The sequence below is a fragment of the Lysinibacillus sp. FW301-JW8 genome, from assembly GCF_058788755.1.
The window spans coordinates 76024-88733 of record NZ_JBYTBB010000007.1; the positions used below are offsets into that span (position 1 = coordinate 76024).

Consider the following 12710-nt stretch of genomic DNA (forward strand, 5'->3'; position numbering starts at 1 on the left):
TGCAGTATGAGTGTTCATATTAATGCAAAAAAAGGCGAAATCGCTGACACAATTTTACTTCCAGGAGATCCACTTCGTGCAAAATACATCGCAGAGACGTTTTTAGAGGATGTAACTTGCTATAACGAGGTACGCAATATGTTTGGTTATACAGGCACGTATAAAGGCAAACGTATTTCTGTACAAGGAACTGGTATGGGTGTGCCATCTATTTCCATCTATGCAACAGAATTAATGCAAGAATATGATGTTCAAAAATTAATCCGCGTAGGTACTTGTGGTGCAATTCAAAAAGATGTGAAAGTGCGTGACGTGATTTTAGCGCAAGCAGCAACATCTGATACACGTATGAACCAAATCATTTGGGGCGGTGCAATTGACTTCGCACCAATCGCTGACTTTGACCTACTATTAAAAGCCTATAATGCAGGTAAAGCTGCAGGGCTAAACCTACAAGTAGGAAATATCTTCACAGCAGATTTGTTCTATTCTGATGAGCATCAAAACGAAAAATTAGCTCAATATGGCGTACTTGCAGTTGAAATGGAATCTGCAGCTCTTTACACATTAGCAGCAAAATTTGGTCGTAAAGCTCTTTCTGTTCTAACAGTAAGTGACCATATCCTAACAGGTGAGGTAACGACTTCAGAAGAACGCCAAACAACCTTCAAAGATATGATGCTTGTAGCGTTAGAGGCTGCTATTCAAGAGTAGATGATATAGTAGAGTTTTCAACGTATATAAAATACCGTAAATAAGAGCAACCGACCAAAAATCGACCATTTTTTATAAAATGGGATTGAAATAGTCGGTTGCTTTTTCTTTATCTTTCTTAGTTAAGTGGCTATAGGTATTAATCACTTCTTGAATGTTAACATTTCCAAGTTGTTCGTGAATAATTTTAAAATTTACATTTTTACTAATCATAAAAGATGCGTAGGTGTGCCTTAGACCATGAAATGTTAGTTTAGGTAAATTGTAACGTTCTACAATCTCACGCCATCTTCCAGACATACTATCTGGATGTGAAGGGAAACCATTTGTTTTTGTAAATAGTAGATTTATTGGGTTGCCCTCATTATCTTTCATCGGTGTCCAAGCTTCACCTGATGCAAGTTAAGATACTAGATGTTTTTGAATTAGTTGACGATTTAAGTGAGTCTTTAAATTTAAAAGAGGTATACAGTCGATATATAATATTTGAAAATCCTTCTACTACAGCAGCAGAGGCAATTGAAAAATATTCTTTAGACAAATAGATTAAAACAACAAAGCCAAAGCCCTGGTACTCAATATTATTTTTGAACCAGGGCTTTTTATGGTTTAGTATTCTCTTACTTCAAAAGAAGCAATCTTATCGTGTACGACAAATTCAGTTACCTTTTTATAAGGTGAAATTGTTTTTGAGAATTTGAAAGTAGAAGTACCTTGTGCACTATCAAACCAATTTAAGTAATTGTTTAAAACTGCATTCGTTACATCATATTCTTTTGTTATACCATTCACCAAAGTAATGCTTAGAATAGCACTGGAGAAGTCATTATTTGGTTTCTTAACAATAACCGTGCTTGTTGCTGAAATATCTGTGTTTTCTATTGTTGCTGTAATAATTGCTTGACCTTCACGAATAGCAGTTACATTCCCATTCTGATCTACAGTTGCAATAGATTCATCACTACTTGTCCAAATTATTTTTGCTGTATCTGGAGAAACTGTAGCTGTTAATTTATCTTGGCTGTTTTCTATTAGCTCTAATGTGTTTCTGTCTAATGTAATAGATTCTATTGAAGGATTTTTTACAATATATCCGCCTTCATCTATATCAATAGCGTCTGCTACTATATGACCAGTACTTTTACTTTTAATAGTTACTTCATGTATTTTATCTTCTAGACCAAGTTTTTCATAGATTAAAGTTAGTCTTTGTTGTTTAGTGCTATAAGCAGAATAAGTTTCAATGATATCCCCATCTATTGTAACTTCTATTTGTGATGAAGAAGTCGCCCATTGTGGAGAGATAATTCTAAATTTCGTTCCTTTAAAGTTAAAGCTATAGTAAGAATCTTTAGCAGCTTGAGTTCCGTAAGTAGTATAGCTTTGAGTTTTATTGTAATCACCATAGACAGAAGCTATACTCCACCATCCAATATAATTTATATTGGGGTTGCTATCATCATATCTTTTCCATCCTTTTTCAGGTTTAAGTAACAGATCTCCGATTTTCGCACTATTTTCAGGAGTATTATTTAAATTTGTCATGCCTTCTTCATAATCAACAATATCTGCTGCAGATGCATTTTCAACACTAATACTAACTAGTACTAATAACGTTAATGCTAGAAAAATAAAACCTCTTTTAAAAAAATTAATCATTTATGTAGCCTCCTTTAAAATTGTTGAAGGTCATTACTTTAAATAACCTATAATAACAACTTTAACCATATCTATACTTATTTACCATAATAAAAAACAGACAACATTGTTAGTTATCTGTTCCACGTACTGTATTGGACTGTTTAGCTTGTTCAATGACTTCCTCAAAGGCTGCTTTAATTTCCTCGATTGTATAACCAGCTTCCAGTAATTCTTGGGTTGTTTGTTCTAATCTGTTCATTTAATTATCCTCTTTTATGTTTTTTATCTCCAACATTAATAATATTGAAATTTGCTTGAAATATCAAAAGAGCCGTATTTGTAGGGGCGTATAGTAAGGCTGTAGAGCGTTCTAAAATAAAGAATAGTAAATTACTCTAAATGAGCAAATACTCTTCAAATAATTACCATCAAGCAAAATAAAAAGACAGAATTCACCCTTTTGGTTAAAATGAAAGCTCTGACCCAATCATCCACCAAAGGAGCGTATCTGTCTGATGAATAGATTAACATATCACCAACAAATCAACAAAGGGTTTCTTTTTTGGCAATTGCCTTTTTACTTTTCAAAGCCCGTTTTACGGCATTTGACTCATTTTATCGATGGGATGTCGAGCATTGGTTTTACAGGCAAATTAACAGAGATTCATGCCTTTAGCCACCACCAAAAGCATCGTACAACACTTGGGCATTTCCATAAAAATAGCCCATGGAATGAAACCTATCTTCTAAGACAATCACAAAAATACGTGCGGCAAAGCATGGCTCAAGATGAACCTGTATTACTCTTACTCGACGACACGATTGCCAAGAAAACAAAGCCTTCGTCACGGGCAGCCCAACCAACGGAAGCTGTGGCTACCATTTCTCGCACACAGATGGGAAAAGTGTTTGGGGGCATCAAGTCGTGCAACTGATGATGAAATCAGGGCAACACGCATATCCATATGATTTTCGATTATTCGATAAAGAAACAACTGACAGTAAAATTCAACTTTCGTTAGAGATGATGAATCAACAGCCGTTATTCAAACAGCCATCGTATTTTTTGTGCGATAGCTGGTATACATCGCGTACGATCATCGAAGCCGTGCTCTCAAAAGGCACACATGTCATCGGAGCACTCAAAACGAATCGTATTTTGTATCCTCAAGGTATCCGTATTCAAGCCAAACAATTCGCAACGTATATCAAAAAAGACGACACCAATCTCGTGACGATTGGTGGAGAAGCGTATCGCGTGTATCACTATGAAGGTGCCTTAAATGATATTGAATACGGTGTCGTACTTTTATGTTGGCCTCAAGCGGCATCGATGGAGCCAAAGAATATGCGCTGTTTTTTGAGTACAGATACGAAGCTGACATCGGAACAGATTCTTACGTATTATAGCCATCGATGGTCGATTGAAACGTACTTTAAACAAGTCAAAGGACGTCGGTTTCAACGGAGCACAAATTCGAAGTGCGCAAGCGATTCAACGTTACTGGGTTCTTGTGCAGTTTGCGTATCTATTTCTTGGTTATTTGTACGACACACCATTTACCTATGCCATACATATCGCCAGAACGAAAAAATTCGAGAGTATTATAGAGTTTGTCTACGCAGCAACAACAGATGGCACGCCACTTGAACAAATCAAAAATGAGTTACAAGTAGCTTAGGGTACCTGTCATTGATTCGTGTATGGTAATTTTTGTATTTAAAAATACTCATTTAGAGTTTATAAAAAAGACTTGTTACCAACAAGACCATTTGAAGTATTTTTAATAACAGAGAATGGGGAGTCAGTCAAAACTCATTCAGGAATAAGAGTGGTTCCTGACTATACAATTAATAATCATCCTGATCTAGATATCTTAATAATCCCTGGTGGTCCTTTAAGGGCTGTTCAATCTATCATGAAGAATAAAAATATTCAAGATTGGATAATTAAACATAAAAATATTGAATACATATGCTCAGTTTGTACAGGAGCAATTATTTTAGGAGAAACAGGATTGTTAAATGGTAAAAGAGGAACGACTCATCATTTAGCATTAAAAATACTACAAGAAAATTATCCGGATATTCAGGTGATTTCTGAAGAAAAAGTTATACAGGACAGTAACATCATCACTTCTGGAGGTGTTTCTTCAGGAATAAATATGGCGCTTTATCTTGTGGGGAAAACGATTGGAGAATCAGCAGCTGAAAGAACTGCTACTACGATTGAATTTGCATTATAAATGGGTTTTTCAAAAACAATGAACGTTGTTTTTTATCATTTTATTAATTAAATAAACGGTAGGTAAAGGTTTCCCTCTCGGTATTATGACTAAATACTAGTTAACAGAAGGAGGAGAGGAAAGTATGCTGAAAATTTTGCACATTATTTTTTCAATCATTGTAGTATCACTCGCTGCATATGGACTTATTACTCACGATTATCAGATGAATTACTTAATGATATTCTTCTTAGGTTTGATTATGTTAATATTAGGAATTAGGGAATTTCGGCAAAAGAGAAACGTTTATGGTTGGTTCCTCATTGGGGTATTTTTATTTTCAGTATATGTGTCAATTCAAAGTTTTGTACTGATTTAGAAAAAGCATGTCCACCGAATAAAGTAAGTCGGTGACATGCTTAATGATGGATAGAATCGCCAAAGTGACGGATAGAAAGATTGAAACGATGGATAGAACAGCTCAATTGATGGATAGAATCATCAAAGTGATGGTTAGCGCTTCAAATTCTATGACTATTGCTTTTGTTCCAACTTAGATTGGCGATAGATACGAAGTAAATCCAGTCCTAGTAATAGTACGATAATATAAAATATAGGGCTGTTAAAGGATAGACCAAATTCAGATTTGCCGCCAAGCAATGTTAAGACAATCCAAAGTCCTACGGTATACAATGTTACGCTAACATATGCTTTCTTAGATAGCCTTTTATATTGCCCCTTATCCATCGTGATTTGTACAATGACCAAAATCACTAAAATAAGCAGAATTATTTTTTTGCTTAGTACTGCAGCTAATGTGGTATCTGGGAAAAAATCATTGACGAAAAGTAAGGTAAAAAATACAAGAATACAAAAATTTAAAATGGTTGAAAGCCTCATGCAAAATCTCCTTAGTTGCCAGTATTCCTTTCATTGTATCATGGTTTTACTGGCGGTGAGAAATTATAAGTTGGACTCATGATAGCGTTTGAGCATTGTTGCAAATTGCTCACGTGTTACGAAATTTTGAGGGTTAGAGCCATCCGTAATACCTTGACATTGCAGCCAATCCCAAGCTCCCTTATGCGTTTCAGTGGCTTTACGCGTTGGAATAATAGCTTGTTTTGTTTGCAAAGCGTTTTCCAGCTCTTTTATTTTATTTAGCAATTCATTGTATTGTGACATTGTTAGCTCTCCTTTAGCTTCATTCGTTAATGTTATATATTTCATAGGATCAACAGCATTTGGTTGTCCTGTTTGCCAAAGACCATTATGTATTTCAAAGTGTAAATGAACGCCAAATGCACGTCCTGTATTTCCCATAATTCCGATTTGCTGTCCCTGCTTCACCTTTTGTCCTACCTGAACGCAGGAAGAATCCAAATGAGCATAATTTGTTTCATATGTTTTGCCATGGATTGTATGTTTAATCATCACAACGTTTCCATAGCTGCTTAATGTCTGTGCTCGCGTAATAATGCCAGCAGCACTAGCAAAAATCGGAACCTTTCCTGTTGATGCTAAATCGATGCCTTGGTGCCATTCCTTCCCAAAGCCGATATTTCGCCAACCAAATTTACTAGTTAAGCGAGCATTCTTCACAGGACTCATAAAATCGACCATTATCGCTCATCTCGTTTCGGTTTATTATAGGTTAATGCTCTTGAGGAATCACTTAGGCTAGCTGTAGTAGGATCAAGAATGGCATTATATGTACTAACGACTATTAATGCTAATACATATGGATTGGAGACTGCATCCATAATTAATGTCCACACACTTTGCCAAGTAGTTAAATCCGCTCCCGTAATACCATAATAGGCAAAGAGGGGAGTAATTACGGATAATCCTACCGTAATCCAAAATTGAGGATTGCGAATGCGAACCTTCCAATTAATTTTCATCGACATCATTCCTTTCTTATAAGCCAAATAATTTTAAAATAAAAGCACCAATAATAATTGTTGGAAGGAGTATCCACCAATGCAGATATTGTTTAATGATGTCACCAATGGAGATATAATCCTTCTCAGACTCCTGCTTTAGATCCTCCTCAATACTATCCACACGTTGACCAATCCCTTTAACATCCTCCTGTAATTCAACCTGGGTCATATTTAATTTTGTAAGATTGATATTAATATTATTAAAGGTTTTATCCATTCGATGTAATTGGATTTGCTGATGCTTATTCATCTCCTGCTGCTGTTCGGATACTAATGTTAAGCGATATAATAATTCATGATTACCTTCTAATTTTGAAATTCGGTTCTCTTGATTCTTTATTTCAACCTCAGCACTGGCTAATCGTTCACCTAGTTTATCTTGCAATGTAATCACCAACTTTTAAAAAATAAATAAAGGATAGGTGCATATTTTCTACACCTATCCATATTTAAAAATTTTATTGCGTAATCTCAGGCTGCTTTAGTAATGGAATGTCCTCAAATATTTCGCAAAATCTATCATACATAGTTGCTTTTTTACCTGTAAATTCTAAATCGCAATTTAATATAATTTCCTGTAATGTTTGAAGCATGTCAGCCTTGTCTGTTGTTTCTTCGATAATAAAATTTTCGTTTAAAAGAGCTAAAATTTGCTTTTGAATTTCCTTCTCAGCATCCTCAGTAAATATAGGAACCTCCATTTCCTTGCCATCCACTTGCTCTAAATTATACAAAACTTCTCCATGATCATCTTTCTCAGCATAGTCTGATATTAGTTGTTGTCTTTCAAGGTTAATTAGATTTAATTGGTCCTCTAAAAGTTTTAAAAATCTAGTTCGCATACGTGATTCTTTGCCTTTTAAAATTAAATTAAATAAAAATGAATATAGTTCACCAATCTCGTAATTTTTAATAATCATAAAAATTCTCCTTCTTTTACATAATAAATGCGTATCCTGAAACGCCACCATTAACCACAATAATAGCTTGGATATTGTTCACCATAAAAATACGCGGCTCAATGGTTGTTAAAATCCTTGATTCATCCCATGTAGGAATGGTAATTTCACTCCAAATAGCAGGCTTAGAGATAATAAGTTCAGTAGCGATACTGCTGGTTGCTTTAATATCTATAACCGTTTCTAAATCATCAACTCGATGAACCATAATTTCAGTTGCTATAATGGAAGTGTAGGCACTAAATATTTCAATCTGTCTATCATCATTATCATATCTTCGGACAGTTATCTCAGTAGGTATTAGAGGAATACTTGCCATTATTTCTGCTGCAATATCACTCTTCACATGTGCTTCAATGTCAACAACTATATCGTTTGAATATTTAACATAAATTTCACTCTGTATTTTACTCTTACTTATTGTTATGACAGTGTATAAATTTTCCTGATCAGCTATCCGTGATGTAATTTCTGCTTTAATTATATCTTTTGACACAATAATGACTGTATTAATCTCATTGATATAAATATCATTTGCTTCGATAACGGCTAATAGAATGCTGTCATCATAATACGGAATAATAATTTCAACGGGAATATCCGGTTTAGATACACAAATTTCTGTTAGGAGGGTATTACTTTCACTTTTTCTAGCAGTTATTTCAGCAGGTACGCTTGGTTTATTTATTGTAATCTCTGCATTTGTTATATCTACAAGAGGATTCCTAACACTTATTTCAGCAGGTGTATTACTCTCTAAAGGAATTGCTACAATTATTTCTACATTTATGTACGGTTTATTCACTGTTATTTCAGTGAGTATATCCGCGTCAAGAGGAACTTCTTTTCTATGTACATAGATTTCAGTATCTTGATTCCAAAAATCAAATACTGAATCAACGGTAATTTCGGCATTTTTATCTGAATTTTGTCTCTTGAAGATAAAAATCTCTGTAAGATGCTGGCTTTTCCCAAAACTGAAAATTCTAGAATCATAATAATTAATAAGTAATTCTGGAGGCAGCGAGGATTCTCTAGTTTTAAAGATAACTTGCCCATTTGAGGTTTCATTTGATAGACGAACTATAAAGCCATTATTAGCTAATTTTAATGAAGTCCAATCCTTTACCATAGAATATACATTAAATTCAATGTAGCCTGCTGTTGCATTTACTATATATTGATCTGTTATTAGCTTAATAGGAGTAGGTCTATTTAAGTGAGTGATATCATTTTCTACCCACGGTTTATTGGCATTATAGAGCTCTAGCTGAATGCCATTAGGAATAGATCCACTAAAATATAAACGAAGTTTAGCATCCGTTAAAATATAGGATGGATGGATAGATTGTAAATCAAATTGCACGAATGATCGCCAAATATCATCATCGCTTCGTCCAACAACCATAGAGGTATATTCACCGTAATTAATGGATTGAAAATCTGCTTTCTCTCGAGTAAAGGCATCTTGTGTAGGATGAAATAAATCAGTGACAATAGGAGGCTGTTGCACTTCATAAATAGCTACCATTCGATTATGAGGGCGTATGTCAATTTCCGCTTTAACAAAATTGTGGATATAAGGCTGTATTTCTGCTAAAACATGTGAATTTCCACGATAAACGATAGAAATTAAAGTTTCTTTTTCATTTACACCAATCACTCGAGGAATGATTTCTGTGCTTAAATCAGCGTCTTCGAATTGTTTAACGATCAGGTTAGCTAATAGATCTGAATAGTCGACTGCAAATAATTTATACTTTGCTTGAAAGCGATTATGCGGCTTTATTTCAGTCTCAGCATTAATAAAAGAATTATCCGTAATTGGTGAAATGACAATTTCTTGTTTCTTTTGATTGGAAGAAATATTGCTTTCCATAGTTTCACTTCCTTATCACATTGTATTGTGATTAGGCTTTGTCTGCTCTCACGATAATGTCAAATGAACCGTTAGCGTCAGGCGTTACACCTAATTCAGTTTGTAATCGAATGAAGAATGACATTTCTTCGTTGTTCTGGAGTGTTCGATTTAGTTTTAACTCAGGGTAGGGGATAAATGGGGCTAAGCTTTCACTAAACTCTATCTTCATGCCAGTAGGGAAGTTAGAGGTGTTGGCAAACAAGTGAATATTTTTAACATCGTAGCCATATTGATTTTTTAGAATTACTTCATGTTCAACAGTGGTCTGTCCAGCGATAATTATTCCAAAGTCAAGATACTTTAAAACCTCACCAATTTCATTTGAATAATACTTACCATAAACATCTTTGAACACGAGTCCTGAGTAAGTTCCAATAAACGTAGTTTGCCAATAATCTGTTGTACCAAAGGAATCCTGAAACTCTATTTTCAAGGTATTCCAATCATCAATTTTTATATGTTTACTAGCGATTGAAAGGCTAATATTTTGTGGAGATGCTGCTAATTTTGTAAAGCTGCCGTCTGCTGGATAATAATAAGCACCATTTAATAGCACACGATATTGAACGCGTGTAAGATCTTCGTCACTTAGAATACCTTTAAGCGTATTGCCAACTAAAGAAATATCAATCTTAGCTGTTGTATTTAAAAGATAGAAGCTTGCCTTTTCCATTGTAGTAGTATGCCTAGGGAGATAGTCTTTATATGAAATATTATCAATAATTGAGATAATAGTGTCGCGGGGATTATCCTTTAGGAACACACCAATATTTAAATATGGCTTAGCCCAAGTTCTCCATTGTTTATCGGTGATTTTATTCATGTCTGTGAATTTCATACCATTTTTTAGAATGGCTTCCTCACTCGAAGTGTCTGCTATATTAAATGATTGAGTTGAAGCTTCCCACACATACCAGCTAGAGATAGTTTCATCTGTAATAAAATAACGAGCTTCATCTCGGTAGGATTTGGAAATATCCGCTGCGAAAACATCATCTAAATAACCATAGAGTCGCTTAGGATTAACTAATTTAATAAATTGAGGTTTAGGTACTGCTTTCATTTCAAGCACTCTCGTAGCAGTCTCAGGAGCTTCATCCGTCCATGTAACAATCTCAAAATCACCCTCTAACTCATCGACAGGTGACCAATTTGCTTCAAGGATTAAATCAGCACTCGTCACAGCTTCATCATCTGTATAATAAAGAACCTCCACACTATCACCAAATTCATCATAAATATCAAATGGCTCAGTAGTTGTTGATACAATAATATCATCCGTTGTTTCTGTATAAGCCACTACAGTAGGTAACTCACCAATGTAATCATAGACACTAAATGGGTCAACACCTGTTTCCACAACAATTTGTGAAGCGTCTGAATCTGTATAGTAAATAACCTGAGGTGTATCACCTAGTAAATCTCTCGCTGTGAAGTTTTCTTTGTTTAGCACAACAGAAGCAAATTGTTTGTCCTCAAAATCAGACCACATAACTATTGATTTGTTTCCTGATAGCTCTTTCCAGTGGGCTTCTGTGATATGGTCTAGGTTGCTCATGCCATATTTGATAAAGTTTTCTTCTGAGTTTGTTGTTGTTTGCCAAGAAGTGCCGTCATGGTATTTGAATTGTGAGCTGTGTTGTACTAGATATTTATCAGAGACAGGTGAGATGACTTTATCATAAATTTCAAAAGCATCTATCTGACCTTTAAAATAGTTTGCATTGTTGACACTGCTTCTCCCTATAAAAAGGTTGTGCGAGTGTTGAATATCATTGGCTTTTCCTGCTATATGTGTGATAAATGGCTCAATCATATTATTTACATATATTTTTATGATACCTCCCTCATTGCCATCCCATGTCAATAGGAAATCATTCCAAGTATTATAATTTGCACCATTTGCGCCAACAGGGATAGGTATAAGAGGTATAATATCGTTGAAATTATTTCTAATTATTCTAAAGTAGAGAAATTCGCTGTCTACTGGAGATAGTCCTAACATAAATCCATAGGAGTTTGAAGCATTAGAATTATTAGCATTTGTAAAGACTACTTGGTATATACTAGGAGTTCTTTCTGGTTTTACTTTAAGTCTTATGCTTATTGCGTCTGTTGGTAACACTTTATTGTTAAATTGTATATATTGATTGCTACCATTAAAATTCATAGCATTTCCTACTCCGTTCCAACCTGAAACTCTTTGTGGATTATTATATAAAGTACCAGTATAACCACCTATAGAATCCATAGCATTACCACTGGTTTCATCAAAACCAATAAAGGCTTTTCCATATTTACTTAAATTATCTTTACTATTAGCCATTGTATTGACCTCCAATATTTTTCCATATTAAAAGGACAGCTAATTTAATAGTTGTCCTCAATCATTGCTGTTTTAAAATCACTACCAATAGGAATAGTGAACAATCTACCTTTCCCTAATGGTGTTCTGTTATTAGTCACAATTTCATATTCAGTTGTAGGTTTAGTGAAATCAATTGGTGGTCTATCAACTGCTGAATCAATCTCTTTTATCACTCCACCTTGAGCTAACATCATATATTCTGCTGTGTTAGGGATTTCTTTTACACGAGCTGTGTTAGGGGATAAAACAAGGTTTTTATTGTCTGTTGTTTTAATTACTAATCGCTTTTGAGTAAAATCAGAAGGGGATAGGGCTTTATTGTAGATTTGTAAATCATCAATATCTCCTGAGTACCAACCTGCCGTAGTTCCTGCCAATCTACCTATTAAAAAGGTAGGGAAGTTATGACCATTATTACTATTGATAGCTCTTATTTTCGCTATAGGGTTAATCATATCATCTACATATATATTAACAAGTGAACCTGCTAAACCATCCCAAGATAAAAAGAAGTCATGCCATTTTCCACCTGTATAATCTTCTTTAGATGTATAACTAAAACAATAAGTTGCTCCTGCTGAACACCACTCGCAAACTAGTTTTCCATCTATAATAGCAGTAATCATTCCTTTTTGAGTCGTGAATGTGTTAACTGTTGCTAAATGATACATGCCACTAGTCTTTTTGATTGACACTCTAAACTTGTATCTAATAGTAATTTCCTTATCACTCATTGATGATGTTTGAGTTATTGCGCTAGATGTTCCGTTAAAGTTGGCAGAAAGCCCTTCTCCATTCCAACCATCTTGTCTCTGAATGTTAGTGGGTTTCCCTATATACTCATTGGTTATTTTATTGAAAAAGTCTCCACTTGCCTCATCAAAACCAAACCATGCGATCCCGTATTGTGCCATTGATTGCTCTGTTGTTGCCATA

The 12710-nt window shown here is 34.6% G+C and carries 14 protein-coding genes and 1 pseudogene; 4 read left to right on the forward strand and 11 right to left on the reverse strand.

What is annotated here, in order from left to right; translation table 11 throughout:
- Positions 1 to 6: 6 nt before the first annotated feature.
- Entirely contained in the window at positions 7 to 714 is a 708-nt protein-coding gene (gene deoD / locus AC3WOM_RS04840; RefSeq protein ID WP_427546191.1) for a purine-nucleoside phosphorylase, read from the forward strand.
- Between the two features lie 72 nt (positions 715 to 786).
- Here the strand turns inward: deoD and AC3WOM_RS04845 are convergent, their stop codons facing one another.
- The 3 genes from AC3WOM_RS04845 to AC3WOM_RS04855 form a co-directional block, all read right to left on the reverse strand.
- Positions 787 to 1089: a tyrosine-type recombinase/integrase gene (locus AC3WOM_RS04845; RefSeq protein WP_492445316.1), complete on the reverse strand. Its 303-nt coding sequence runs from the start codon at positions 1087 to 1089 to the stop codon at positions 787 to 789.
- 234 nt (positions 1090 to 1323) lie between these two features.
- Positions 1324 to 2373: an Ig-like domain-containing protein gene (locus tag AC3WOM_RS04850; protein WP_492445318.1), complete on the reverse strand. Its 1050-nt coding sequence runs from the start codon at positions 2371 to 2373 to the stop codon at positions 1324 to 1326.
- A gap of 109 nt (positions 2374 to 2482) precedes the next feature.
- On the reverse strand, positions 2483 to 2614 hold the full coding sequence (locus AC3WOM_RS04855; protein ID WP_427546197.1) for a hypothetical protein: 132 nt from the start codon (positions 2612 to 2614) through the stop codon (positions 2483 to 2485).
- Positions 2615 to 2870: 256 nt separating this feature from the next.
- On the opposite strand from AC3WOM_RS04855, the pseudogene AC3WOM_RS04860 reads away from it, so the two are divergent.
- The 3 genes and pseudogenes from AC3WOM_RS04860 (at position 2871) to AC3WOM_RS04870 (ending at position 4959) form a co-directional block, all read left to right on the forward strand.
- Positions 2871 to 4037: pseudogene (locus tag AC3WOM_RS04860) on the forward strand (IS701 family transposase).
- 72 nt (positions 4038 to 4109) lie between these two features.
- The gene (locus tag AC3WOM_RS04865) at positions 4110 to 4601 is read left to right on the forward strand and encodes a DJ-1/PfpI family protein (RefSeq protein ID WP_492445320.1); all 492 of its coding nucleotides are present in this window, start codon (positions 4110 to 4112) and stop codon (positions 4599 to 4601) included.
- 217 nt (positions 4602 to 4818) lie between these two features.
- Positions 4819 to 4959, forward strand: a complete 141-nt coding sequence (locus AC3WOM_RS04870; RefSeq protein ID WP_492445381.1) for a DUF3953 domain-containing protein — start codon at positions 4819 to 4821, stop codon at positions 4957 to 4959.
- A gap of 155 nt (positions 4960 to 5114) precedes the next feature.
- On the opposite strand, the gene AC3WOM_RS04875 is transcribed toward AC3WOM_RS04870, so the two are convergent.
- From AC3WOM_RS04875 to AC3WOM_RS04910, 8 genes are all read right to left on the reverse strand, one after another.
- The gene (locus AC3WOM_RS04875; protein ID WP_427546073.1) at positions 5115 to 5480 is read right to left on the reverse strand and encodes a hypothetical protein; all 366 of its coding nucleotides are present in this window, start codon (positions 5478 to 5480) and stop codon (positions 5115 to 5117) included.
- Positions 5481 to 5543: 63 nt separating this feature from the next.
- Positions 5544 to 6203: a M23 family metallopeptidase gene (locus tag AC3WOM_RS04880; RefSeq protein ID WP_492445322.1), complete on the reverse strand. Its 660-nt coding sequence runs from the start codon at positions 6201 to 6203 to the stop codon at positions 5544 to 5546.
- Complete coding sequence (locus AC3WOM_RS04885) at positions 6203 to 6484, reverse strand: phage holin (protein ID WP_492445324.1); 282 nt, start codon at positions 6482 to 6484, stop codon at positions 6203 to 6205. Before AC3WOM_RS04885 ends, AC3WOM_RS04880 begins: the two co-directional genes overlap by 1 nt.
- Positions 6485 to 6500: 16 nt before the next feature.
- Positions 6501 to 6911 (reverse strand): hypothetical protein, encoded by a 411-nt coding sequence (locus AC3WOM_RS04890; RefSeq protein WP_492445326.1) that lies wholly within the window; start codon positions 6909 to 6911, stop codon positions 6501 to 6503.
- Between the two features lie 73 nt (positions 6912 to 6984).
- A complete protein-coding gene (locus AC3WOM_RS04895) occupies positions 6985 to 7446 on the reverse strand; it encodes a hypothetical protein (RefSeq protein WP_492445328.1) in 462 nt (153 codons plus the stop codon).
- Positions 7447 to 7462: 16 nt separating this feature from the next.
- Positions 7463 to 9364 carry a DNRLRE domain-containing protein gene (locus tag AC3WOM_RS04900; protein WP_492445330.1) on the reverse strand — a complete coding sequence of 634 codons (1902 nt, stop codon included), beginning with the start codon at positions 9362 to 9364 and terminating at the stop codon, positions 7463 to 7465.
- 31 nt (positions 9365 to 9395) lie between these two features.
- Positions 9396 to 11732, reverse strand: a complete 2337-nt coding sequence (locus AC3WOM_RS04905) for a LamG domain-containing protein (RefSeq protein WP_492445332.1) — start codon at positions 11730 to 11732, stop codon at positions 9396 to 9398.
- A 44-nt stretch (positions 11733 to 11776) separates the two neighbouring features.
- Positions 11777 to 12709 carry a LamG-like jellyroll fold domain-containing protein gene (locus tag AC3WOM_RS04910; protein WP_492445334.1) on the reverse strand — a complete coding sequence of 311 codons (933 nt, stop codon included), beginning with the start codon at positions 12707 to 12709 and terminating at the stop codon, positions 11777 to 11779.
- Between the last annotated feature and the right edge of the window lies 1 nt (position 12710).